Here is a 24,001-nt window from a genome sequence, read left to right on the forward strand (position 1 = left end):
ATTTCCGGCCCTTTTTTTTATTTTATCGTTTTCACCTGATGCGGGTTTACCGAGCTACACAGGCAAAGCCGTTAACCACGAATTTTATCGCGCAGCGCCTGCTTTTCCGCTTCACTGATAAAGGCCATCGTCAGGCCGTTTTCCTGAGCCTGACGAATTTCATCACGAGTCAGGCCCGCTGCAGGAGCTGCTACGTGGTACTCATTGGTAATTTCAATCCCCTGAACCGCCGGATCGTCGGTATTGATGGAAGCCAACACGCCGTGACGCAGGAAGGTCGCTAACGGATGTTTGGCTAAGGAAACCACGGTACTGGTCTGAATATTGGAGGTCAGGCAGGACTCGATACCGATATTGTTTTCTGCCAGATAATCCAGCAGGCGGGAGTCATCGATAGCTTTGACGCCGTGACCGATACGTTCCGCGCCCAGTTCGTGAATTGCCTGCCAAATGCTTTCCGGACCAGCGGCTTCACCGGCATGAACGGTAATGCGCAAACCCGCATCCCGCGCACGGTTGAAATGGTTGAGGAACAGCCCGCCGGGGAAGCCCCGTTCATCACCGGCCAAATCCAGCGCGGTAATGCCGTCACGGTGAGCCAGCAGGGCATCCAGTTCTTGCAGGCAAGCCTGCTCGCCAAAAGTCCGGCTCAGAATACCGATCAGACGAATATCAATGTCGCGATCGCGGCAGCCAGCCTGAATCCCATCAATGACCGCTTCAACCACACCGGCAACGGGCAGTTGGTGTTTCATCGCCATGTAATAAGGGGAAAAACGCAGCTCGGCATAGTGCAGACCGGCGTTAACCGCGTCCTCTACGTTTTCATACGCTACGCGGCGGCAGGCATCTAAATCGCCCAGTACCGCCACGCCCCAATCCAGTTTTTGCAGGAAGCTTATCAGGTCCGGTTCGGTTTTGGTGATTTGCACATGAGGGCGCAGCGCTTCTAACTCATTGGCCGGTAACGTCATATTGAACTGACGCCCCAGATCCAGAATGGTTTGGGCGCGAATATTGCCATCGAGATGGCGGTGAATGTCTGTCAGAGGAAGGCGGGAATCGATCATGGATGCACTCACTTATATTTATGAATGATATTTATTCTGGGTAAAGTGCAGAACAGTATAAAAACAAATTGATGAAAACATCCAGTGAGTTGCAGAAAAAAGAGATTCAGATCACACTTAATAAGCCGTTTTTTAATAAATTCGTTGATTGACGGCCCAAATAAGGCATATGACAGTGAAAAACACACCCTGCGTTAAGCAGGGTGTGAGGATGGGGGAAGGTTTACGATATATCAGCAGAAACTAGCGAAGCCTAATGATTACCGATGACAGCGTTCAAACCATTTATCAGTTTATCCATTCCGATTTCCACCTTACTGCGGGCGCAACCGACGTTAAGCCGTAGGAAGCCGCGGCCTTCTTCGCCGTAGGTAAAGCCCGGCATTATCGCCACTTTTTCCTGCTCAATCAGTACTTCCTGCAATTGGCGGTCGTCGATATGCAACGGGCGTAAATCAATCCACGCCAGATAGGTAGCCTGCGGCGGTTGCCAGTTAAGCTGCGGAAAGGCCTGATTTAACCGTTCCGCGACGTATTGCAGGTTGGCCTGTAAATAGGCGCGCAGCTCATCCAGCCAGGGCGCGCCCTGACGGTAAGCGGCAATATGTGCCACCAGCGCCAGCACCGCCGGGGAAGACAAACCGTCGCGACTTTTCAGCATGTTGCTGTAGGTTTCGCGGGTTTCACTGTCGCTGATAAAGCCGTAAGCGCCGGTTAACGCGGGAATATTGAAGGTTTTTGAACCCGATGTCAGCAGCGCCCAAGGAGATTGAGCCACCTGACTCCACGGCGTATGGGGCTGTTCTCCCCAGGTCATATCCATATGAATTTCGTCGCTAATGACCTTAACCTGGTGGCGTTCACACAGTTCGGCCATGTGCGCCAGTTCTTGCAGGCTCCACACTTTACCGGTTGGATTATGCGGGCTACACAGCAGCAGGATTTTGGTTTGTGGGCGCGCCAGCAGTGCTTCCAGATGAGCCATATCACAGTGCCAGTGATTATCCACTTTATGCAGTGGGCAAGATAATAACTGACGCTGATTGCCCAAAATCACCTTATAAAACGCATCATAGGCGGGCGTGTGAGTCACAACGTATTCACCCGGCGCAGACCAGCAGCGAATCAATTGCGCAACCATATAAATGACCGACGGGCCGTACACCGCCGTGGCGGTGTCGATACCGCATTGAAAACGTGCCTGATACCAATGGCGAATTGCCCCAAGAAAATCTTCGTGCTGCCAGCGGCTATAACCCAGAACGCCGTGCTCCAGACGTTGGGTCAGGGCTTGCAGAATCACCGGCGCGGTAGGGAAATCCATATCGGAAATGGTAAAGGGCAGCAGGTCGGCGCTGCCAAAACGGTCGGCAATATAATCCCACTGGGTACACCAGGTACCGTGGCGATCTACCGGCGTGGAGAAATCAAACATCAGGCTCTCACTTTTTATCGATGAGGGAAAAAACAAACGGGGCACCGGAGCACCCCGCAGAGTTGTATTATCGAGACTTATTATGCTGAGGCTATGAGTGAGTCTAATTCATCTTTCACCGATTGCACCTGAGGGCCGATAACTACCTGTAAATTATGGTCGTTCAATTGGATGACGCCCAGCGCCCGATTGGCTTTCAACACCTCTTTGTCCACCTTGCTCATATCTTTGACGGACATACGCAGACGAGTAATACAGTTATCCAGCGAAACGATATTCTCCGCGCCGCCCAGCGCCTGCAAAATAGCCTCGCTGTTATAACCGGATTTACCGACCACACCCGGCGTCGGTGCTTTTTCTACGCTGGCGCTGTCACTCTCGCGACCTGGCGTTTTGATATTGAAATGCTGAATGGCAAAACGGAAAATCAGGTAATAAGCCACGAACCACAGGCTGGCTACCACAGGCACCCAATACCATTTGGTGGCGGTACCGTGCAGAATGCCGAAGACTACGAAATCAATCAGGTTTCCGTCGGTATTACCAATAGTGACCCCCAGCAGTGCCATTACGGTAAAGCCTAGACCGGTTAACAGCGCGTGGATCAAATACAGGAACGGAGCCACAAACAGGAATAGGAATTCCAGCGGTTCGGTCGTGCCACCGATCACGCAGGCGACTACGCCGGAAATCAGCAATCCTTTAATTTTATGGCGATTCTCTGGCTTGGCGCAGTGATACATCGCCAGCGCAGCGCCCGGTAAACCTCCGAGGAAGGCGGGCATTTTACCTTGAGACAGGAAGCGAGTCGCACTTTCTGAGAAGCCGCTAGTGGTTGGGCAGGAAAGCTGCGCCTGGAAGATAGTCAGCGCGCCACTGACACTGTGACCACAGACATCCATCGTGCCGCCGGCTTCAGTGAAGCGAATCAGCGCCACCAGTATATGGTGCAGGCCGAAAGGCAGTAACAGGCGTTCGCCGCTGCCGAAGATCATCGGGCCAAAAATCCCCGCGCCGTTAATCAAGCGGCCCAAACCGTTAATGCCCGCGGCAAACCACGGCCAAATGAGGGGAATCAATAAACCGACCAGCCCCAGTACCACGGTGGTAACAATAGGAACAAAACGGGTGCCGCCGAAGAAGGCCAACGCATCCGGCAGGCGAATGGTATTAAAACGCTCGTGCAGCAGGTAAACGATGATCCCCACGATCACCGCGCCCAAAATACCGGTATCAATCGACTGAATGCCTAAAATATTTTGGATATTGTGGGTTTTCAGCACCAAGGGGTCGGTAGTCGGCAATACGCCGCTGGTGGTGAGATAGAAGTTGGTCGCCAGATTCAGCACCGCAAAACCGACGAAACCGGCAAAGGCAGCAACACCTTTGTTTTCCCGCGCCATACCTAAGGGAATGGCAATGGCAAACATCACTGGCAGGAAGCTAAAGGCAAAGGAGCCAACTTTGCTCATCCAAGTGAATAACAGCTGGAAAGCCGGGTGGCCTAACACCGGCAAAAGGGTAATAACGTCTTTGCTGCTTAACGAACTCCCAATGCCCAGCATAATGCCGCAGAAGGACAGCAAGGCGACCGGCAACATGAAGGTTTTCCCCAGACTCTGGAAAAACTCCCATAGCGTAATTTTTTGTTTTTTTACCGCCGACATAGGTGGCTCCTGGTGTGTGAAAAAGGATCTGTTCTGTGGATCTTTAGCGTCCTGAGGTTAAATTAAGATAAAACGTTTAACCTAAATAATATGCGCGGCAAATCACAGTTATTGTGGCCTTTAACGCCGGTAAATGAAATTCTGTGAGATACGCCCGAAAATGCCATTTTGTCGATAGAAACTCACTTTAGCTCAAGCTAATGATAAGCCGAGGGTGAAGTTTCCAGCCATAACAGGCACGCTGATGTTTAGGCTCAGGCAGGTCTTCCCGGCTTTTGGGGCGCAGGCCTGGACGGGTGCCGCCAGTAGGTGGATGAGAGGTTAAAATCGCTATGTAGCGCACAGATACTGATTAAAACGATTAATCGTTTTACCCAGATTATTGAATTGGGTGTAACATTTGCCCCGAAGCATAGATTTGTCTGCCAAAGGACGTGAGACAAAAATGATACCGAATAGCCGCGATGAATCATAAAAAGATCACCATTACCGATGTTGCCAAACACGCCGGAGTTTCTGTTGCCACGGTCTCGCTGGCCGTCAGCGGCAAAGGTCGTATTTCACCGACAACCGCCGAGCGGGTGAATCAGGCCATCGAACAGTTAGGTTATGTGCGTAATCGGCAGGCGGCTCAGCTGCGCGGGGGGCATTCCGGGGTGATTGGGTTGATTGTGCGCGATATCGGCGATCCTTTTTATGCGGCGATGACGGCAGGACTCAGCGAAGCTATTGAAGCCGAGGGGAAAGTGCTGTTTCTCACTCAAAGCGGCAAAGAAGGGAAAGGTCTACAGCGCTGCTTTGATTCCCTGATAGAACAGGGGGTTGACGGGCTGGTTCTTGGCGGCGGCGCGAATCAGGAAAGTGGCCTGAAAGAGAAGGCCGAGCAACAGGGCATCCCGTTGATTTGTGCCGCGCGTGCCAACGTATTGGAAGGCGTCGACGTGGTTCGCCCGGATAATATGCAGGCGGCCAAAATGGCGACGGAACTGCTGATAGGCAGAGGACATCGTAAAATTGCTTATTTGGGCGGTCACGGTCATTCATTGACGCGGGCAGAACGATTGGGCGGATTTTGTGCCACGCTGGTGCAGTACGGTCTGCCGTTTCGTTCGGATTGGGTGATTGAATGTGATAGTCAGCAGCAAGCCGCGGCTGATGCGGCGGAAAGTTTGCTTAGCCATCATCCCAACGTTAGCGCGATTATTTGTCATCAGGCTTCCGTGGCGCTCGGTGCTTATTTTGGCATTCTGCGCACCGGCAGAGGAATTGGCAGCGCTGGGGTGGATACTTATCTCGATCAGCAGGTGGCATTGATCGGTTTTGGCGACGTACCCGAAGCAGAATTAACAGAGCCGCCGCTCACTTTTATTACCAGCTCGGCGCGAGAAATTGGCTATAGCGCCGGCCAGCGGTTATTGCAGCGTATTGCCGGTGTCGATTTGCAATTGCAAAACGTTATTCTCCCGCCGGTGCTTATTCGTCGTGGCTCGGTGTAGCCGGCACGATTGGCGCTATTGGCACGTAACAATCCATTTATCCTTCTGTTCCAGATTCGCTATAAACATCGCAATAATCCTATTCAATAGTCGACGATAATCGTCCGATCAAACAGGGACACCGATCCCTGTCTCAATTCTGACTGCCTACTGATGATTTAGATATTTGGTTCATTTTTGAAAGTAAAATTTAGCATTAACAGTTCTAATGAATCTGCATGTATTATTATTTAAATCTATAGTTCCAATCCGTTTTACAAAAAAGTGCCGGATGCATTTTTCGATTTTTATTAAATCAAGGAGGGGATATGCCAATTATTAGTTCTCCAACGTTGCGCCGCTATTTAAATTTAAATTTGGCGACTAAAGAATTAAAAACGCTGGAAAAAACGAATCTGCTGAAGGTTTCAAATGTAGTAATGACATGTTTGACCAGTACGTCGAGCAGCACAAAAAATATAAATAAAATCAACAGAATAAATAGCATCATAGCAAAGATAAACGATGTCAGATATCTCGCCGTCGTAGATAAACGCCGTAATGAAGTCAGTGAAGAGTTATCCGATTTGATGCGGATGAAAGTGACGCTAAACAGATTAAAATTCATAGAACAGGAAAAGGCTGCCGCGGCAGTGGAAGCCAGTAAAATAGCCGCCAAAGTGAGTGAGGCCAATCATCGTCGGTTAATAGAACAAAGTCAGAAAGAACACATCATCACCGGTTTGCTTTATTCCAGCACCACACCGCCAAATATGAACATCGACCCAGCTCCGGTTACGGATGAATTGCAAAAACTGCCGCTGAATATATTAAAGACTGCGGACTCTTTGGGGCAGTTTATAACATTGACCAACGATAATATAACCAATCACCCACGAATGAACGCGCTGAAAGGTCAAACGCCGCGTGGTTGGACCAATGGCAAAACCTGGGATTCAGTCCCCGGAGTTGGGGCTTTGGGTAAAGGGGCAGAAAATGAGTTTCATGCCGATGAAACCGTGGTGGCATTAACGCAACTCGCCAATGGCAGCTGGAAATTAGCGACGGAGCATGGTTCTGCCAATCTGGTTTTGCATGAATACGCGCATGCCATTGATCGCAGCTTTGGTGAAAAGGCAAATATGGGAGATAAAGGTCTTGGTGAGGTTGGCGATAGTTTGAGCTGCCGTCAAAGTTTCCGCGATATATGGCAGACGGAGCTGGGGTCAACCTCCCAAACCGATAGCAATTATTATTATTGGCAAGGCGGTAGCGACGGCGGCGCGGAAGAAGCATTTGCTGAGGCCTTTAGCGATCTTTACGGAGGAACTTCCCAGCGTCCGTGGCCTAATATAAAAGCTTATATTGCCGCAAAAATGGCATCGGTTAATCCGGAGAATTAATCCTGTCGGATAGAGAGTTATCTTCGCCGTACTGATATTGCTGTCATTTTACCTCGGGCGCAGCTAAACCCACGCTTACTCATCTACATCTATCGATAATCAGGAACGTGGCCATAAAAAATGCCAGCCCTGTAGCAGGGGCTGGCATTAATCATTATGTTTCGATCTTGGCCCAATCAGCGTTTACCTGAGGATAAGCGACTTCTTGTTCCGAATCGATATTACTCTGCGGCAGGGGCTTCAGCAGCAGGGGCTTCTTCTTCCTGCGGCATACCGCCAAACATACCGAACAGACCGGCAAATTCCTGCAGCGTCATTTTCTGACCGTTCAGATCGATTTTGTTATCGGCGAAGCTGAAGCTGCTACTGATAACGTCATCTTTGGTCGTGGTCAGTTTGAACATCTGGCCCATCGCGGCAACGCCCTGAACCTGCTGAACGGCCATTTTAGCGGCTTCTTCAGCGCTGTAACCCTGCAAACGTGCAGCCTGAGTCGTGAACTCGGTCGCCATTGGCATTGGGATGGTCAGATTAGCGTCGATTTTCTTGATAGCACGAGTCAGGATTTCTTCCTGGCTGGTGATTGGCGTTGTCACTTTGCTTGGATCGGCCAGCACGACGTCCAGTTTCAGGGCGCTTTCGCCTTTGCCGTTTTTCCAGCTCAGCGGAGAGATGCTGAAGCTAGGATCGCCTTTCAGCAGGCTTGGCAGCTTGGTCAGAACCAGCTCGGTCATCTGCAACTGGTAAGTTTCAGGATCGATGTTACCGGTTTGCAGACCCTGCATAGCGATTTGGTTGTAGGAGGTAGCGAAGTTCTTCACTGCTTCGCCGTCCAGACCGGCAAAGGTAAAGTTCAGCTTACCGGAACCAAAGTCATTACCCTGAATTTTCAGGGAATCCAGCGTGTAGCTCAGCTTACCGTTCAGGTTTTTGTCCGACTCGCCCATCTGCGAAGTTAGCGTAAAGCCATCAAGAACCAGCGCTTCTTTGCCTTCCACGCTCAACAGAACCTGTTTGATCGACAGATTCTGGTCGCCGATGCTGAGATCAAACTTACCGGTTTTGCTGTCGTTCTTCAGGCTAAGGCCTTTAACAGTAAAGGTTTCTACCTGATCCATTTCGTTTTTCTTGAACAGCACGATGCTATCGCTTTCGCCGTTCAGTTTAACGTCACGCATATCTTTAGAGAAAGCAGCGTCAAGGCTGGCACCGGAGAAGTTCAGGTTCAGGCCGTCTTTCTCGTAGGTGATAGGGATCAGTTTGATCGCAGAATCGGTGCTACCGTTATAACCAATGCGTGAATCAGCGGTAAACGGTGATTTGCCTTTGGTGATATCAAACAAAGCTTTAACCGCAGCCGTGTTTTCCAGTTCGGAGTGAACCGACGCCATGCTAGGGATCAGGTTGAATTTCTTCAATTGAGCCATTGGGAAAGGACCGTGATCGATAGTTTCGATAAAGGCGATCTCTTCACCTGGCTTCATCACTGCATTTTCGCCGGTGATAGTCCCGTCTGGTTGCAGGATATAACGGACTTTACTGCTGAAGGTTCCGCGGTGGTAATCGGTATAAGCCAGTTTCAGACCGGCCTGTGGCGCCAGTCGTTTAATTTGTGAATTGGCGTTATCGACGATTTCACTCATCCGCTGTTCCATCAATTTGCCGGTGTACCAAGAGGCACCTGTCCATGCAGCGCCGAGAACGACAATAACGCTGACAGCCACTAACGATTTTTTCATGGTTCTGTTCATCCTTTTCTAATTCAGCAAATTCAATACGTTGAACGCGGTTGTAGGCACAATAACGCCCATAAGCGCGTTATTGTGAATGCAATAGCTACTGATTGGCAACAAATAAGAAAGATTTGTAACACCAATTAGTTAAATAATGTTGTAAACCCGCGCAATATGACCAGAACCGCGGAGGTTAATAGGGGATTCATTGGCGGAAACAAAGCAGGATTCCCCAGGTTGTAGCACAATCTGCTGTGAGTCTTTTTGCACAATACTCTGTCCGTCGATACAAAAGATAATCGCCGCGCTGTTCTGCTCGATGTTTTCCGACTCGTCCGTCAGGCGATGAATGGCAAAGGCAAAATCATCCACAGGGATCGGGAAGATCAGCGCGTTACCCTGTTCCTTCGGCGCGGTCAGTAACTCCGACTCAGGCTTGGGAACAAATTTCACGTTAGCAACTAACTCGGGAATATCGATGAATTTCGGCGTTAACCCGGCGCGTAGTACGTTATCCGAGTTAGCCATCACTTCCAGACCCACGCCGTCCAGATAGGCGTGCGGCGTTTCTGCATACAGGAACATGGCTTCACCCGGCTGTAGAGTAATAACGTTCAGCAGTAGGGGGGAGAACAAGCCGCTATCCTCAGGGTAGATTTGCGCAATGTGACGAATAGTATCCCACGGTTCGCCTCGCTGATTATTCAACGCGGATTTCAATACGCCCAGCGCTAACGCTTTTTGCTCGCCTTCCATACTTAACAGGCTGGCAAACAGCAGCGCCAGATGTTCGGCATCCGGCTGAAGCAGGAAGGCGCCGATATCCGGATGCGCCGCAGACACTGGCTGCAATAGCCCAACTAACTGCTCTGGCGTGCGGAAACCATTCATAGCGTGGAAGGGCGTCAGTGCATAAACCAGCTCCGGTTTATGGTTGGCATCTTTGTAATTACGCTCGGCGGCGTCTAAAGGAATACCGGCGGCATTTTCACGGGCATAACCGATTTCCGCCGCCTGTTTACTAGGATGAACCTGAATAGACAGTGGCTGAGCCGCACAGAGTACTTTGAACAGGAAAGGTAGCTCGCCAAAACGTTTAGCGACTGCATCCCCTAAATGGCCCGACGGGTCGCTGTCGATAAGCTGGCGCAGTGATTGTGGCTGCCCCTGAGCATCGACTATTTTTGAACTGCTTTTAGGATGCGCGCCCATCCACAATTCCGCCATCGGGATATGTTGCGGATTAGGAATGCCATAAAGACGGGTCAGGGCGTCGGTACTGCCCCAAGCGTAGTTTTGTACTGCATTGATCATCTTTTGCATGATTGAGGTCTGCTGTCTCAGCGGCTGAAAGGAATTCAGGCCAGATTAAAAATATAAGCTAGTAAACAATGAGGTTAGATGGGTTGCAAGGATTGCACACCGGGAATTATGCTTTTTGCCGTAAATTTGCGCGACGATCCCATTGGGAAGGATAGCAAGGATGGGAAGTCATCTGTGTTCTTGGCGCTGATATTTTGGTCGTTTTAGCGGCTAAAAACTGCGGTATAAAAAGAAGGTTTCCCAACAATCGATAACTTGGATAGATACTTTGGCAATGAAACTTGTTAAAGAAAATATAGATTCATGAACCCCAGCGTATTACCGCCAAACTGCTGGTGGGCAATAGGCAATAGGCGGTGAGCGGAAAATCGGCCGTTTACAAAAAATCAACATAAAAGTTATCTCCCAAACCTACAATAAAGGCGTCCCGGTCGCATAATCAGAATGATTGTTATGGCATGATAATCATTATCATCAGCAACTATTATTGCTGATGTTCGATACCTACTTATTCCGCTATCTGTGCTAAGGAGAGAGTCATGGCAGCCACTCGCATTGAAAAAGACTCAATGGGGCCAATAGAAGTACCCGCCGACCACCTGTGGGGGGCACAAACGCAGCGTTCACTGGAGCATTTCCGTATCTCCCAGGAGAAAATGCCGACCGCGCTTATCCATGCGTTGGCGCTGACCAAACGCGCTGCCGCTAAAGTGAATATGGATTTAGGACTGCTGGCTGAAGAGCGGGGCGTCGCCATTATTCAGGCCGCCGATGAAGTTCTGGCGGATAAGCACCCTGATGAATTCCCTCTCTCCATTTGGCAAACCGGTTCTGGCACTCAGACCAATATGAATATGAATGAAGTGTTGGCTAATCGTGCTAGCGAAATTTTGGGTGGAGCCAGGGGGAATGCGCGACTGGTTCATCCTAATGATGATGTGAATAAAAGCCAAAGTTCCAATGATGTCTTCCCGACGGCGATGCATGTCGCGGCGGTACTTTCGCTGCGTGAACATCTGTTACCGGAGCTGAAAGTATTACAAAAAACGCTAGCGGATAAGGCCGAAGCTTATAAAAGCATCGTAAAGATTGGTCGCACCCATCTACAAGACGCCACGCCTCTCACATTGGGGCAGGAAATTTCCGGTTGGGCGGCGATGCTAAACTACAGTCTGCATCATATCGAAGCCTCGATTCCCCATATCTGTGAACTGGCGCTAGGGGGAACGGCGGTAGGGACTGGCTTGAACACCCATCCGGAATATGCAGTGCGTGTGGCTCAGGAGCTGGCAAATCTGACCCAACAACCTTTTGTCACCGCGCCGAATAAGTTCGAAGCGCTGGCGACCTGTGACGCACTGGTTCATGGACACGGTGCGCTGAAAGGTCTGGCGGCCTCTCTGATGAAAATTGCCAATGATGTGCGTTGGCTTTCTTCCGGACCTCGTTGTGGTATTGGCGAAATTGCTATTCCGGAAAACGAACCCGGCAGCTCTATCATGCCGGGTAAGGTGAATCCGACCCAATGTGAAGCCATGACTATGCTGTGTGCTCAGGTGATGGGGAATGATGTTGCAGTGAATATTGGTGGCGCGTCCGGTAACTTTGAGCTGAATGTGTTCCGACCAATGGTTATTCATAACTATCTACAGTCAATTCGTTTGCTGGCTGACGGTATGCGTGGCTTTAATGAGCATTGTGCCGTCGGTATCGAACCGAATCGGGATCGTATTACTCAACTTCTGAATGAATCACTCATGTTGGTTACGGCGCTGAATACCCATATCGGCTACGACAAAGCGGCCGAGATTGCCAAGAAGGCGCATAAAGAGGGGCTGACCCTTAAAGCGGCGGCGTTGAAACTGGGGTATCTGACGGATCAACAATTCGATGAATGGGTAAGGCCAGAAGAGATGGTAGGAAGTATGAAGGATTAGCTCTTCCTTAAGCTAAGGATATAAGAAGTAATGATAAAAGCGTTGGCGGTGGGAAAGCTGACGCTTTTCAGTTTTAGATGACCGCGGTTGGTTTAAGGCAGGGTTCCGGTCAAATTCCAAATAGTCCCGCTATCCATACTTTGGTTCAATACGGAAACGGAGGCATTCACTGCGCCTTTTTGATTGATAGGATCGGTGATCGTTTGAACTGAATGCGCGATCATGGCAGCAGCCACCGTGCCGGTTCCTATTTGAACTTGAATATTGGCATCTCCTGCCGCCGTCCTTCCTTGCATGTCGAGACGGGCACTGCCCACAGTATGTAAAGTCCCAGGGCCACGGCCAAGGTCGGCATAATCAAGCATAAGGATAACTGCCTGACAATCTTTTCGTTGTGCGGAGGTAGGGTTAACAATTCCGCGAATAGGATTTTGAGTATTTGTCTTAGTTAATGGCATAGTATACCTTCCAATTCTATTAGGATTATGGCATTGCGCTGTGAAACGCTGTGAAAATATAAAAAATATCGAGCTCTATTAACCCGGAATTATAAATATGCCTGATTCTGGTTATAAAAATAAAAAAACACGAAAGATTTAGCTGCTTAAATAAATTAAGAGTGAACATTGTGTTAATTTGTTTCTTATGTGATTATTCAATCGGCTATATTGTTTCTTGCGAATATTTAAAATATCGTGTGACAGACTGGATTGGTTAGCCTGCTACTATTTTATCTTTAACTATTTTATCTTTAAGAATCAAACTAAAATCATTTTTATCACACAATTAATTATCTATATTCTTTGTGATGAGTATTAATCATAGCAATAAACAATAAGACTGCCAGAGAGTAAGCGATATTTTTTTCATCGCATCATTGCGCGTAACTAAATGATTTAAGTTACGGCTGTTTTTGGATAATGGGAAAATAACCCATTGTTTTTTATAAGCGGAAAATCCGCTGAGTCATTCGATATCTGTATAAAGATGCAGTCGTGGAATTAACAACCGCAACGGTTTAGCCTGCGGTTTATGTTTGTGTTTAATCTGTGTGGCATCGTAATTGGGTAGCTCTCCAATTTTAGGCATACCGGCACCTAACTCTTTTTGGCATAAAGCAATTAACGGCATAGGGCAGGGATGCTGCACCTGTTTTTGCTGTTCCTGATACCAGACACGGGCAATGGGCTGAACCTTGACAGGGCGTTTAATTTTCAATTTTGCAGTTTCGGGTAATCTTTGCACGTCGGCAATTTCTTGACTTACCCATTCGGCCCATTCTTCTTTGGTAAAGGGCGGCACGGCGCGACCGGCATTCAGGCTCTTATTTAGCTGCGCCAGCAAATCTTCTTTGGTTATATTTTTAATTATATTCTTATTTGCCCAGCCGAATCGCACTGAACTTGGATTAATCAATGGGGTGAGGGTGCGGTAAGTATTTAGCGTAATCAGGCCGTGCAGGTGAGTGTGAACGAATTCAAAGCGTTGCTCGCTGGGCAGGCCGGACTCAACGGTGATAATCTGCTCTAACTGGTGTTTCAATTGATTAATATGTTCAATCAGGGTGATGCAGTCCCGATATTCTGTCTTATTCAATGCGAAACACAGTACGCCGGGGAGGCGAACGGCCGCTTTGCTGCTGACATTTTGCTTATTATGATGAATAAACAGGCGACGGAAGTGCTGTAAACCCAATTCGCGGGCTTCTTCTCCGACTACTGGCGTGACGTTAATCTGTTCAATCTCTTCATGCTCCAAGCCTTTTTCGATATCGGGCAGGGTGAAGACTTGGGCGGCCAATAATGGAAACTCTGCCAGCTGCTGGTGGAGCGACGCCAATGATAATTCCAGTTGGTTAAAACTGGTATTCATTCTCAAAATCAAATCGTACTTATCCATAGAGTTATCTCGTTAAAAACACGCTTTAGTTACAACATACATTAAGCTTCTTGCAAACAACAGTGCGCATTCAAACAAAAGTGCAAAAACATCAAGGACAGAGCTAAATTCTTCATACAGAACGAAGAGGGGCCGTGGGCAGAATTATGATTTTACTAAACGGTTATATTAATTTTTTCATAAGGTTAGCTTTATGCTGGCCGATTAGTGTAGCAGAATACGTGGGGGACTATCGGGCGAATATGTCTGACTTTTCGATATGAACGGCTTATCGGTATTTCTGGATGCTCGCTATTTTTTGATCGAACTGATGTTGATTATTTATTCCCTAGAAAATAATCCCTTAGATGTGAATCTGGGTAAGCAGGCTCTGGTTAACGCCCAGAGCCACGAAGATAAATATTCAACAGTTAAATACGCGCAGCTTCAGGTAACACACGTAAACGTTGGCCGACGGCCAACGCAATAAGCAACAGCAGCGCGATAAACCCGGTAACGCCGTACCAGCCCAAATTCAGCCAGAATATGCCTCCCAAGGTGCCCGCGACGCTGGAACCGGCGTAATAGCAGAATAAATACAAAGAAGAAGCCTGCGCTTTGGCGCGTCTGGCGCGGCGGCCAATCCAACTGCTGGCAACCGAGTGTGCTGCAAAGAAACCGGCGGTAAATATCATCATCCCAATCAATATGGCGATAACCGATGAAAATGCAGTAATCAGCACGCCACCCAGCATCAGGCCAATTGACCAGAGCAATACTGGCCCACGTCCCAAACGCGTGGTCAGGGCGCCGGCTTTAGGGGAACTGTAGGAACCAGTGAGATAAACAACGGACAGCAGGCCTACCAGCGCCTGACTCATCCCATAGGGTTCCCCCAATAGGCGATAGCCGATGTAGTTAAACAAGGTGACGAAACTGCCCATGATCAGGAAACCCTCGGCAAACAGCAGCGGCAGACCGGAATCGCGCCAGTGCAGTTTGAAGTTAATCGCCAGCGTTCTGGGGCGTAGCGAAGTGGCACGAAAGTGTCGGGAAGGTGGCAAAATACGCCAGAACATGAAAGCGGCGGCCAACGCAAACAGCCCAATCACCGCCAGCGCTACCCGCCAGGAAAAGAAATCGCTTAATACGCCGGCAATCAGGCGTCCGCTCATTCCCCCAATCGAGTTACCGCTGATATACAACCCCATCGACAGCGCGACAAAACTGGGATGAATCTCTTCGCTTAAGTAGGTCATGGCAACCGCCGCCACGCCGCTGAGGGATAAACCAATTAATGCGCGCATTAATAATATGCCGTGCCAGCTGGTCATCAAGGCACATACCAGGGTGCAGATCGCTGCCAGCATCAATGACACCACCATGACCGGTTTGCGGCCAATCGCGTCGGAAAGCGGGCCGGTAAACATCAATCCTACCGCCAGCATTCCGGTGGCAGTGGATAAAGACAAGCTGCTACTGGCGGGGGAGATACCAAAATCTTGCGACAGCAAAGGCAAAATAGGTTGCACACAATACAGTAAGGCGAATGTCGCCAGTCCGGCGGAGAAAAAAGCCAGCGTGACGCGAATAAACTGCGGTGTGCCGCGTTGGATATAAGGACGTTTATTAATCGGTAAAGTCGAGGTGTGGCGGGCAGAGGCAGTATTATCATTAGCTACCGGTGTCGGCGCTACAGAATTCGCAGAGCGCAAAGAGGTGTTCACTTTCATTCCTTATCCAAAAAACCACACTAAAACAGGCTGTTTGCCCCATAGAAAGGGGGAACACAGTGATCATAGGAATAGCGCAGTTTTTTGTCTAATATATTAATAATTGGGAATAAGACGTTTAACCTATTAATGGATTTTCATGCCAATCGAACTCAGACACTTACGCTATTTTATTGCGGTCGCTGAAGAACTGCACTTCGGACGGGCGGCGGAGCGACTTCGGATTTCGCAACCGCCGTTAAGCCAGCAGATTCAGATTTTGGAAGAGCAAATAGGCGCCCGGTTGTTAGCTCGGAATAACCGTAACGTCAGCCTGACGCAGGCCGGAGAGCTATTTCTCAAAGAGGCTTACCAAATTTTGGCGCAGGTCAATAGCGCGGCGGAAAAAGCGGGGCGGCTGCACCGAGGTGAGTTGGGTGAGCTGACCATCGGTTTTACATCGTCCGCCCCCTTTATCAGCGTGGTATCAAAAAATCTGAGAATATTTAGGCAGTTGCATCCATGCGTGCATATAAAAATGCAGGAAGTCAATACCAAACAGCAGATTGAACCGTTGCTTGATGGGCGTCTGGATCTGGGCGTGATGCGCAATACACGTTTGCCCGATGCGCTGCAGCATCGTTTACTGCTACGGGAACCTTTGGTCGCGGTAGTCCACGAGGAACACCCGTTGGCCGCAGTGCCATTGGGAACGCTGAAATTCCATATGCTAGCGCAGGAACCTTTCGTTTTTTTTGCTCGTGAGGTAGGGACGGCGCTATACGACGAAATCTTGAATTTGTTGGCGCGAAGCGGCATCACGCCTTACATCACGCAAGAAGTGGGGGAAGCCATGACCATCGTCGGCCTGGTGTCTTCCGGCCTGGGAGTTTCGATCCTGCCAGCCTCCTTTACGCGGGTGAAAGTGGACGGAGTGAAATACCTGCCGCTGGATGAACCTGAGGCAACAACCGAGGTGTGGTTGGTCAATCATCGGCATCGTCCCGTTACTGCTCCCGCCGACGCGTTGATTCGTTTAATGATACCGGAAACGGTGGCGCAATCTGTTTGAATAAACGCCTTAAAGGGTGATATATACTGGGAATGTGTGCAGTAAATCACATAACTAATCAAATAGTTGACGCCTTATACCAAAAGCCCCAACATAGCCGTTAATATTTATTTAGAAGCGCGAAAATACTCGGTAAGTGGCAAAGAAGGAGCCGGTTTTGTGATTATGGATGGACAGCCTGGGCATATTGATCAAATCAAGCAGACCAATGCCGGGGCGGTATATCGCCTGATCGACCATTTTGGCCCAATCTCCCGCATCGAACTCTCGAAACGCGCGCAGCTGGCGCCCGCCAGTATTACCAAAATTGTGCGGGAACTGGTTGAAGCTCACCTGGTAAAAGAAACCGAATTTCAGGATGTCGGCAGCCGTGGGCGTCCGGCTATCGGGCTAGTGTTGGATACCGAGGCGTGGCACTATTTGTCTGGCCGCATCAACCACGGCAGCATCACTCTTGCGCTGCGGGATCTCAGCAGTAAACTGGTGGTTGAGGATTTACTCCCACTGCCAGATTCCCACCCCGAACCCTTGCTAAACCGCATTCTTAACGAAGTAGACCAATTCTTTATCCGCCACCAGGAGAAGCTGGAACGTCTGACCGCTATCGCGATTACCATGCCCGGCATGATCGATGCACCTGCCGGTATCGTGCATAAAATGCCGTTTTATGATGTGGATGAGATGCGCCTCGGCCCCGAACTGGAACAACGCACCGGTCTGCCGGTATTCCTTCAGCATGATATTTGTGCCTGGACTATGGCTGAAGCCTTATACGGTGCCGCCAAGGGCAGCCAGAATGTTATTCAAGTGGTGATTGACCATAACGTCGGCGCAGGAGTGATCACCGGCGGCAGGGTGCTCCACGCTGGTAATCGCAGCGTAGTCGAAATCGGCCATACTCAGGTTGATCCTTATGGTAAGCGCTGTTATTGCGGTAATCATGGTTGTCTGGAAACCGTTGCCAGCATTGAAAATATGCTGGAAATCGCCCAACAGCGGCTCAATGTCTCTATGAGTTCGTTGCTACACAGTTCTCCACTTACGGTGGAATCGCTATGTCACGCCGCAATGGCAGGCGATCAGTTAGCCAAAGATATTATTCTGGGCGTGGGTCATAGCGTGGGTCGGATTCTGGCCATTATGGTCAATTTATTTAATCCGGAGAAAATATTAGTCGGCTCGCCGCTTAATCTGGCGTCTTCTATTTTACATCCAGCAATTGAATCCTGTATTCGCCAGCAGGCATTGCCGGCTTACAGCGAAAATATTCAGGTAGAGTCCACCCGATTTTATAATCGGGGAACGATGCCCGGAGCAGCATTGGTTAAAGAGGCGTTATATAACGGCTCATTATTAGTGAAATTGCTACAGGGTTAATCCACTGCTGCTAATAACTTAGAGTTAATTATTAATAGGTATTAAATACTCTTTTCTCCGCTAATGACTCTCGCGCCATCCGCTCGTTAGCTAAAAAAACATTCCAGTCCGGCAAAACATTGCGCTAACGCAAGCTGTTTATCTTCATCATCGCCTAGACTTTTCAGCTCATCGACAATTTCGCCAAGGTTCGGCGGGACTATTTTGAGTTAAAACGGCAAAATTGCGGAGTAATTCCTTTATGTTAACGCGCGTATTTGTTACTGGAACGGATACCGCCGTGGGTAAGACGGTGGTGTCTCGGGCTTTACTGCAAACTTTCAGTCAGCACGGTAAAAATGCTGCGGGATATAAGCCGGTTGCCACCGAAAGCAAAGAAACACCGGACGGGCTGCGTAACGCAGATGCCTTAGTGTTGCAGGCTTCATCATCCATTGCGCTAGATTATTCGGCTGTGAATCCTTTCCCGCTGCATGAGGAAGTGATCCATGCCAGCACTGACACCCTGATCGACTATGACCGGATGAGCGCCGGGTTAGCCGCGTTAGAGCAACAGGCTGATAGCGTAGTTGTGGAAGGCTGTGGCGGCTGGAGCGTGTTGATGAACGATCAACGCTTTTATTCCGAATGGGTGGTTAAAGAAAAATTACCGGTTATTTTGGTGGTAGGAATTAAATTAGGCTGTATCAATCATGCCATATTAACTGCTCAGGCAATAATCAACGATGGGTTACCTTTATTAGGCTGGGTCGCTAATAGGATTAACCCGGGTTTAGCGCACTATGCAGAAACTATTGATGTATTACGCCACCAGATACCTGCGCCACAATTAGGTGAATTGCCTTATTTACCTCGGCCGGAACAGCGCGATCTGGTTAAATATCTGGATTTATCTCCGCTGATTAAAGAGTGAATAAGTTATAATTTTTGCCTCATATCTCTTTTATTTTATATCCGATTTTGGCGGTTATATTTCCCGCTAAATCGGCGGCTTATCCCGAATGGTAAACCGATAATGGTCTTATCCAACGGGCAATTGCCGTTGCGATCACGCAAGATAATAATAAGCCCGGCAAGAGCGTGTATTCGCCCGTCATTTCACACACCATCAGAGCCGCCATAATCGGCGCATGAGTGGTGGCTGCCAGCAGTGTGGCCATGCCGGTCAGCGCCATAAGCAGGGCGACATGTTCACCTAAAGATGGCCATAAGGCGAAAATCTGCCCGATCAACATCCCCAAGGCTGCCCCGACAAATAACGTCGGGGTAAACACCCCTCCAGGCGCACCAGAACCGCTACTGGCTAATACCGCAATTAATTTACAGATCAGAACTCCGCCAATCAGCAATATTCCCGGTGGTACGGCCAGCATCGATTGCACCACGCTATAACCATTTCCCCATACTTCAGGGAATATTAGCGACAGCAAACCAACGATAATTCCTCCCAGCCCCAACTGAAGCGGAAGGGATAAATTCAGGGAACGAAAAACATGACCGCTGGCGGTCATGGCTTTCAAAAATAGTGGCCCGCTAAATCCAGCAATCACACCCAATGTGGCCATCAGCAGATATTGCATCGGTAACGGAGAAGGAAGCGCCTGCACCTGATATAACGGTGCCTGTTCGCCTAAGAGTATATTAGTTGTTAACAGCGCCGTCACTGCGGCAATAATAACGGGGCCTAGCGAAGCCAGCATTAAAGTGCCAAACAGAATTTCGGCAATAAACAGGCTACCCGCTAGCGGAGCGTGATAAGCACTGGCCATACCGGCGGCCGCGCCGCAGGCGACCCAAAGCTTCCACTCGTTAGCTTTGGCATAGCGTTGGGCAAAAACCGATGCAAACAGCGCCGCCAGCAGCACCATGGCACCTTCGCGACCGATGGCGCTACCGCTGGATACCACCAAGAGAGAAGCGAAAGACTTAACCAAACTGGCAGAGATATCGAGCCGACCATCGCCAATCTCGATCGCCTCCATATAATCGGTAGGGGCTGTGGGCCGTTGATGGCGATAGCGCTGGAATAACCACAGCACACCACCTGCCGCCACTCCACCCAGCGCCGGTGTTAACGCCCGCCGCCAGCCAGAAATCGAGGAGGCAGCGGCCACCAAACTGCCATCGGTACGGGCAAATAGCAGCCACTCTAACCCCAACATGCCGCGGTGGAACAGCCAGACAATCACCGCCGAAGTCATCCCCAGCATGATTGCAATCAGCAACCGCCGTAACATGGCGCGATAAAAATGATGATGGAGTGGCTTTTTCATGTGTCGCGAGTTAACTGATTGAATTCAGACCACCATTGTTACTTGGCCGGATGTGAATGGCTAGTGAATATTTAGCTTGGATCAAAACGGAGAAAAATGCAGGCAGTTTTCGTTAAAGAAGAACAATGGAAGTAAAAAGGAAAGATTTAACAAGCTAGAAGCTCCCGCCAGAGGCTGGCCGCAAGGCGGGAGCAAAGGCGATTAAGCGTTATTTTTCAGATGTCAGCGTGAAATAGCTAGTCATCAAATTACGATAATCAGGAATGTGGTTGGAGAACAGCGCGCCCAGACCTTCTACGTCATTGCGCCAGTCGCGGTGCAATTCGCAGGCTGCGCCAAACCATGTCATCAGCTGAGCACCGGCGGCAGACATACGATCCCATGCGGCATCGCGAGTTAACGGATTGAAGGTGCCGGAAGCATCGGTAATCACGAACACATCAAAGCCTTCTTCTAACGCGGACAGCGCTGGGAAAGCCACGCAAACCTCGGTTACCACACCGGCGATAATCAGCTGTTTTTTACCGGTGGCTTTAATCGCTTTAACGAAATCTTCGTTGTCCCAGGCGTTAATTTGTCCTGGGCGAGCAATATAAGGCGCGTCCGGGAACAGGGCTTTTAGCTCAGGAACCAGCGGGCCATTAGGACCGGTTTCAAAACTGGTCGTCAGAATGGTCGGTAAGTTAAAATACTTAGCCATATCGGCCAATGCCAACACGTTATTTTTAAACTTATCCGGATCGATGTCCCGCACCAGAGACAACAAACCCGCCTGATGATCTACCAGCAGCACGGCTGCATTGTCTTTATCGAGACGTACATATGGTTTGTTCATTTCTCACTCCATTGTTTACTACCTGAATGGCCGTTGGTTGATATAAACCAACCCAACAGCGTGTAATCAGCGGCTAATTCCGCTGAGCAACTGTGTAATAAAGTATAGATAAAGTTCCAATAAGTGATAAGTAGCTCAAATTAAGCCACAGTGTTCCATAAACGGAACAATGAGCTTAGCGCGAAGGAAGAGGGAACCTTATTGGCGAACGGAGGAATAGTGCGCTTCAGACCGGATCACAACGAGGAATTTTGGAATGGAGAAAACGTAAATTGAGAAACCGTAAAAATAGAAAAGGGCGCAACCCGTGCGCCCTGATGAATATAGCTTAACGAAACTATTCGCCGCTGGTAATCCGGGTATAAACAATCTTTTGCGTATCGTTTTCGCAGTGCCCAACAACTTGGCCGCCGGCTTTTTCAACCTGATCGTTAGGTACGATTTCCAGCGTAAAACCCGACTCCGGTACACCGTTATTGATAATCTTTTGCGCAATATCCGCTTTCACGCTTTCGCAAGATGCCTGTGCGGCCAAAGGCGCAACCGCCAGTAACAATGTGCCGATAATAAGCGTTTTTTTCATCAGTAAATCCTTATTTGGGATGAATTGCTAGTGTCGCTAATAGTAGTTCAGACAGCCTGAACTTCAAGTAAAAAGCACCGTTCTTAGCTATTAAGGATTAATCTTATGGCCGCTTTGACGATCTAAACAACGCTGGGTATTCGGTTCCCAATAGGCATTGAAATTAGAGCTGCTCAAGCATTTATCTTTAGCATCTTCAGCAACGTCGTATTTGTCGAAATCTTTCTCTTTACGCGTATTAACCTTATTACGTAGGCGGCGGGTTTCATCCCACTGTTCTTTGCTTTGACGGGCGGCTTCTTTCGCCAAAGGGTCATTGGCATTATTGCCGCCAACGGTAACGCAGGTGCTTCCTTGCGAACAATGACTTAATTGCGCCTGCGCCATAGAGGACCAGGATAAAGGCAGCATCAATACCGCAGCAGGCAACAGAACGCGCAATGCGATACGCAGGCGATTGTTTTTCATCATTAAATCCTTCTTTATCGATGAGTTAAGCGACTCATTTTGTTTAAGCATACAAACCTATAGATAAACTATATCATTGCTCTGTGACAATGTACCCACTACCGCAAACTCATTTAACCTTTAGAGAGAAAACTCGTCGTTATGTTGAAGACTTCATTACTTTTTTTTGCCACCGCACTCGCGGAGATTATAGGCTGTTTCCTGCCTTACCTCTGGTTGAGGAAAGGGGCACCGGCCTGGCTGCTATTACCGGCTGCGGCGAGTTTAGGCCTGTTCGTCTGGTTATTAACGCTACATCCGGCAGCAAGTGGGCGAGTGTATGCCGCCTACGGCGGGGTTTACGTGGCTACAGCCTTAATCTGGCTGCGAGTGGTGGAGGGTATAAAGCTATCAATGTTTGACTGGTTAGGTGCAGGTATTGCGTTGATTGGTATGCTGATTATCGTGGCTGGTTGGCGGGTCAATTAGCGGAAATCAGTGAAAGTAATGAGTAAAAATAGAGCGCAGTGACTTCACTGCGCTCGATCTGACACCGCGTATTATGATTCTCGATGAATGTTCAACCCAGCGAATGATTGGCTAACCGGCATCATTTCTAACGTATTAATATTGACGTGAGCGGGCAGAGTCGCTACCCAATAGACCGCTTCGGCAATATCACCTGGCATCAATGGGTTAGCTCCATCATAGGTTTTATTCACCTTTTCATCATCCCCTTTGAAGCGAACGGAGGAAAACTCGGTTCCTCCGACCAATCCGGGTTCAATATCGGTCACGCGAATACGCGTTCCGTGTAAATCCGCACGCAGCCCTAGGCTGAATTGCTTCACAAAGGCTTTAGTAGCGCCATATACGTTGCCACCGGCATATGGCCAGTTTGCCGCGGTCGAGCCAATATTAATCACGTGGCCAATATTACGGCTGACCATTTCTGGTAGCAACGCGCGAGTCATATTCACCAAACCCTTGGTATTGGTATCGATCATGGTTTCCCAATCATCGGCATTGGCTTTGTGCGCGGGCTCCAAACCTAATGCCAAACCGGCGTTATTCACCAGCACATCGATATTTCGCAGTGATGCAGGTAATTCGTCAATAGCCTGTTGAATGGCGGCGCGATTGCGTACGTCCAACCGCAAAATATGCAGGGCCTCACCTAATTCGTTCTTCAGTTGCTCCAGTTTTTCTAAACGTCGTCCGCTGGCAATAACCTGATGGCCGTGGCTAACAAATTTACGGGCAATGGCTTCGCCAAAACCGGAGGTTGCACCTGTGACAAAAACGATCATATTCCGTTCCTTACCAATAAAGTGGGGCGATAACTGATTTTATATCATTAGCATACTCGGATAATTTTTATCACGATATAATTACCATTACTTGGAAAGAATCCGAACTGAATAGGGTGGTCATGGTTAAATCGTGACCGAATACACCGATGTGCGTCATTTTCTTCGGTTACTTTACCAGAGGCAACTTCATCACGGTGAAGCAAAAAGGAAACTAACAGACAGGGAGAGAAAATACCGGGGAGCTATATTCCTCTTTGATTCGCTACAGCCTCTATCCCGAGCAGATTAAGACATTATAGCGTTACAAGAGAGTCTCACTAAAAATTACCGATTGTGCTTATCTCAGGTAAACATTAATCGTGACGCATTCATATGGTCAGTGATAATGGAACGATAAAATTCTGGTGCCAATATGAATGGCACCAGAAAAGTTCGAGCATAAGCTATTATTTAAAGTTATGGTTAATT

The 24,001-nt window shown here is 48.9% G+C and carries 20 protein-coding genes; 7 read left to right on the forward strand and 13 right to left on the reverse strand.

Going from position 1 to position 24,001, the window contains the following annotated elements; genetic code table 11:
* Positions 1 to 71: 71 nt before the first annotated feature.
* From add to malX, 3 genes are all read right to left on the reverse strand, one after another.
* Positions 72 to 1,070, reverse strand: a complete 999-nt coding sequence (gene add / locus ACQ4OC_RS03400; RefSeq protein ID WP_064513719.1) for an adenosine deaminase — start codon at positions 1,068 to 1,070, stop codon at positions 72 to 74.
* A 253-nt stretch (positions 1,071 to 1,323) separates the two neighbouring features.
* Positions 1,324 to 2,505, reverse strand: coding sequence for a MalY/PatB family protein (locus ACQ4OC_RS03405; protein WP_064513720.1), 1,182 nt, complete (start codon positions 2,503 to 2,505; stop codon positions 1,324 to 1,326).
* Between the two features lie 80 nt (positions 2,506 to 2,585).
* Positions 2,586 to 4,172 carry a maltose/glucose-specific PTS transporter subunit IIBC gene (malX, locus tag ACQ4OC_RS03410; protein ID WP_064513722.1) on the reverse strand — a complete coding sequence of 529 codons (1,587 nt, stop codon included), beginning with the start codon at positions 4,170 to 4,172 and terminating at the stop codon, positions 2,586 to 2,588.
* 464 nt (positions 4,173 to 4,636) lie between these two features.
* Here malX and malI point away from each other — a divergent pair, with 464 nt between their 5' ends.
* Together malI and ACQ4OC_RS03420 are read left to right on the forward strand one after the other, a co-directional pair.
* Positions 4,637 to 5,668 (forward strand): Mal regulon transcriptional regulator MalI, encoded by a 1,032-nt coding sequence (malI, locus tag ACQ4OC_RS03415; RefSeq protein ID WP_430970931.1) that lies wholly within the window; start codon positions 4,637 to 4,639, stop codon positions 5,666 to 5,668.
* 308 nt (positions 5,669 to 5,976) lie between these two features.
* Positions 5,977 to 7,050: an anthrax toxin lethal factor-related metalloendopeptidase gene (locus tag ACQ4OC_RS03420; protein ID WP_430970932.1), complete on the forward strand. Its 1,074-nt coding sequence runs from the start codon at positions 5,977 to 5,979 to the stop codon at positions 7,048 to 7,050.
* A 221-nt stretch (positions 7,051 to 7,271) separates the two neighbouring features.
* Here ACQ4OC_RS03420 and ACQ4OC_RS03425 read toward each other — a convergent pair whose 3' ends face one another.
* On the reverse strand, positions 7,272 to 8,789 hold the full coding sequence (locus tag ACQ4OC_RS03425) for a YdgA family protein (protein ID WP_064513730.1): 1,518 nt from the start codon (positions 8,787 to 8,789) through the stop codon (positions 7,272 to 7,274).
* A gap of 141 nt (positions 8,790 to 8,930) precedes the next feature.
* Positions 8,931 to 10,106 carry a mannose-6-phosphate isomerase gene (gene manA / locus ACQ4OC_RS03430; RefSeq protein ID WP_064513734.1) on the reverse strand — a complete coding sequence of 392 codons (1,176 nt, stop codon included), beginning with the start codon at positions 10,104 to 10,106 and terminating at the stop codon, positions 8,931 to 8,933.
* Positions 10,107 to 10,645: 539 nt separating this feature from the next.
* On the opposite strand from manA, the gene fumC reads away from it, so the two are divergent.
* A complete protein-coding gene (fumC, locus tag ACQ4OC_RS03435; protein ID WP_064513736.1) occupies positions 10,646 to 12,043 on the forward strand; it encodes a class II fumarate hydratase in 1,398 nt (465 codons plus the stop codon).
* Positions 12,044 to 12,135: 92 nt separating this feature from the next.
* Here the strand turns inward: fumC and ACQ4OC_RS03440 are convergent, their stop codons facing one another.
* From ACQ4OC_RS03440 to ACQ4OC_RS03450, 3 genes are all read right to left on the reverse strand, one after another.
* Positions 12,136 to 12,501: a hypothetical protein gene (locus ACQ4OC_RS03440; RefSeq protein WP_064513738.1), complete on the reverse strand. Its 366-nt coding sequence runs from the start codon at positions 12,499 to 12,501 to the stop codon at positions 12,136 to 12,138.
* A 508-nt stretch (positions 12,502 to 13,009) separates the two neighbouring features.
* Positions 13,010 to 13,942: a DNA replication terminus site-binding protein gene (gene tus / locus ACQ4OC_RS03445; RefSeq protein WP_064513739.1), complete on the reverse strand. Its 933-nt coding sequence runs from the start codon at positions 13,940 to 13,942 to the stop codon at positions 13,010 to 13,012.
* Positions 13,943 to 14,352: 410 nt separating this feature from the next.
* Positions 14,353 to 15,648: an MFS transporter gene (locus tag ACQ4OC_RS03450; RefSeq protein ID WP_064518261.1), complete on the reverse strand. Its 1,296-nt coding sequence runs from the start codon at positions 15,646 to 15,648 to the stop codon at positions 14,353 to 14,355.
* Between the two features lie 145 nt (positions 15,649 to 15,793).
* Between ACQ4OC_RS03450 and ACQ4OC_RS03455 the strand changes: the two genes are divergently transcribed.
* From ACQ4OC_RS03455 to bioD, 3 genes are all read left to right on the forward strand, one after another.
* Complete coding sequence (locus ACQ4OC_RS03455) at positions 15,794 to 16,705, forward strand: LysR family transcriptional regulator (RefSeq protein WP_064513741.1); 912 nt, start codon at positions 15,794 to 15,796, stop codon at positions 16,703 to 16,705.
* A 159-nt stretch (positions 16,706 to 16,864) separates the two neighbouring features.
* Entirely contained in the window at positions 16,865 to 18,082 is a 1,218-nt protein-coding gene (mlc, locus tag ACQ4OC_RS03460) for a sugar metabolism global transcriptional regulator Mlc (RefSeq protein WP_064513743.1), read from the forward strand.
* A 241-nt stretch (positions 18,083 to 18,323) separates the two neighbouring features.
* Positions 18,324 to 18,995, forward strand: coding sequence for a dethiobiotin synthase (bioD, locus tag ACQ4OC_RS03465; protein WP_064513745.1), 672 nt, complete (start codon positions 18,324 to 18,326; stop codon positions 18,993 to 18,995).
* A 79-nt stretch (positions 18,996 to 19,074) separates the two neighbouring features.
* Here bioD and clcB read toward each other — a convergent pair whose 3' ends face one another.
* From clcB to ACQ4OC_RS03485, 4 genes are all read right to left on the reverse strand, one after another.
* Positions 19,075 to 20,355 carry a voltage-gated ClC-type chloride channel ClcB gene (gene clcB, locus ACQ4OC_RS03470; protein WP_064513747.1) on the reverse strand — a complete coding sequence of 427 codons (1,281 nt, stop codon included), beginning with the start codon at positions 20,353 to 20,355 and terminating at the stop codon, positions 19,075 to 19,077.
* Between the two features lie 208 nt (positions 20,356 to 20,563).
* The gene (gene ycaC / locus ACQ4OC_RS03475; RefSeq protein WP_064513748.1) at positions 20,564 to 21,190 is read right to left on the reverse strand and encodes an isochorismate family cysteine hydrolase YcaC; all 627 of its coding nucleotides are present in this window, start codon (positions 21,188 to 21,190) and stop codon (positions 20,564 to 20,566) included.
* A gap of 337 nt (positions 21,191 to 21,527) precedes the next feature.
* On the reverse strand, positions 21,528 to 21,773 hold the full coding sequence (locus ACQ4OC_RS03480) for a DUF1161 domain-containing protein (protein WP_064513750.1): 246 nt from the start codon (positions 21,771 to 21,773) through the stop codon (positions 21,528 to 21,530).
* Positions 21,774 to 21,863: 90 nt separating this feature from the next.
* Entirely contained in the window at positions 21,864 to 22,241 is a 378-nt protein-coding gene (locus tag ACQ4OC_RS03485; protein WP_064513753.1) for a DUF1283 family protein, read from the reverse strand.
* A 141-nt stretch (positions 22,242 to 22,382) separates the two neighbouring features.
* On the opposite strand from ACQ4OC_RS03485, the gene ACQ4OC_RS03490 reads away from it, so the two are divergent.
* Positions 22,383 to 22,709, forward strand: coding sequence for a YnfA family protein (locus ACQ4OC_RS03490; protein ID WP_064513759.1), 327 nt, complete (start codon positions 22,383 to 22,385; stop codon positions 22,707 to 22,709).
* Positions 22,710 to 22,780: 71 nt separating this feature from the next.
* Here the strand turns inward: ACQ4OC_RS03490 and ydfG are convergent, their stop codons facing one another.
* On the reverse strand, positions 22,781 to 23,530 hold the full coding sequence (gene ydfG, locus ACQ4OC_RS03495; RefSeq protein ID WP_064513761.1) for a bifunctional NADP-dependent 3-hydroxy acid dehydrogenase/3-hydroxypropionate dehydrogenase YdfG: 750 nt from the start codon (positions 23,528 to 23,530) through the stop codon (positions 22,781 to 22,783).
* Between the last annotated feature and the right edge of the window lie 471 nt (positions 23,531 to 24,001).

The sequence above is a fragment of the Yersinia sp. J1 genome (assembly GCF_050586585.1).
In the GTDB taxonomy this organism is placed as follows: domain Bacteria; phylum Pseudomonadota; class Gammaproteobacteria; order Enterobacterales; family Enterobacteriaceae; genus Yersinia; species Yersinia entomophaga.

Excerpts from the sequence above, each read along its gene's own strand:
- ACQ4OC_RS03455 (WP_064513741.1), top strand. The coding sequence starts at position 15,794 with ATGCCAATCGAACTCAGACACTTACGCTATTTTATTGCGGTCGCTGAA.
- ydfG (WP_064513761.1), bottom strand. The coding sequence starts at position 23,530 with ATGATCGTTTTTGTCACAGGTGCAACCTCCGGTTTTGGCGAAGCCATT.
- ycaC (WP_064513748.1), bottom strand. The coding sequence starts at position 21,190 with ATGAACAAACCATATGTACGTCTCGATAAAGACAATGCAGCCGTGCTG.
- fumC (WP_064513736.1), top strand. The coding sequence starts at position 10,646 with ATGGCAGCCACTCGCATTGAAAAAGACTCAATGGGGCCAATAGAAGTA.
- ACQ4OC_RS03490 (WP_064513759.1), top strand. The coding sequence starts at position 22,383 with ATGTTGAAGACTTCATTACTTTTTTTTGCCACCGCACTCGCGGAGATT.
- ACQ4OC_RS03425 (WP_064513730.1), bottom strand. The coding sequence starts at position 8,789 with ATGAAAAAATCGTTAGTGGCTGTCAGCGTTATTGTCGTTCTCGGCGCT.
- ACQ4OC_RS03480 (WP_064513750.1), bottom strand. The coding sequence starts at position 21,773 with ATGAAAAAAACGCTTATTATCGGCACATTGTTACTGGCGGTTGCGCCT.
- add (WP_064513719.1), bottom strand. The coding sequence starts at position 1,070 with ATGATCGATTCCCGCCTTCCTCTGACAGACATTCACCGCCATCTCGAT.
- bioD (WP_064513745.1), top strand. The coding sequence starts at position 18,324 with ATGTTAACGCGCGTATTTGTTACTGGAACGGATACCGCCGTGGGTAAG.
- ACQ4OC_RS03405 (WP_064513720.1), bottom strand. The coding sequence starts at position 2,505 with ATGTTTGATTTCTCCACGCCGGTAGATCGCCACGGTACCTGGTGTACC.
- ACQ4OC_RS03440 (WP_064513738.1), bottom strand. The coding sequence starts at position 12,501 with ATGCCATTAACTAAGACAAATACTCAAAATCCTATTCGCGGAATTGTT.
- tus (WP_064513739.1), bottom strand. The coding sequence starts at position 13,942 with ATGGATAAGTACGATTTGATTTTGAGAATGAATACCAGTTTTAACCAA.
- malI (WP_430970931.1), top strand. The coding sequence starts at position 4,637 with ATGAATCATAAAAAGATCACCATTACCGATGTTGCCAAACACGCCGGA.
- clcB (WP_064513747.1), bottom strand. The coding sequence starts at position 20,355 with ATGAAAAAGCCACTCCATCATCATTTTTATCGCGCCATGTTACGGCGG.
- manA (WP_064513734.1), bottom strand. The coding sequence starts at position 10,106 with ATGCAAAAGATGATCAATGCAGTACAAAACTACGCTTGGGGCAGTACC.
- ACQ4OC_RS03420 (WP_430970932.1), top strand. The coding sequence starts at position 5,977 with ATGCCAATTATTAGTTCTCCAACGTTGCGCCGCTATTTAAATTTAAAT.
- ACQ4OC_RS03485 (WP_064513753.1), bottom strand. The coding sequence starts at position 22,241 with ATGAAAAACAATCGCCTGCGTATCGCATTGCGCGTTCTGTTGCCTGCT.
- malX (WP_064513722.1), bottom strand. The coding sequence starts at position 4,172 with ATGTCGGCGGTAAAAAAACAAAAAATTACGCTATGGGAGTTTTTCCAG.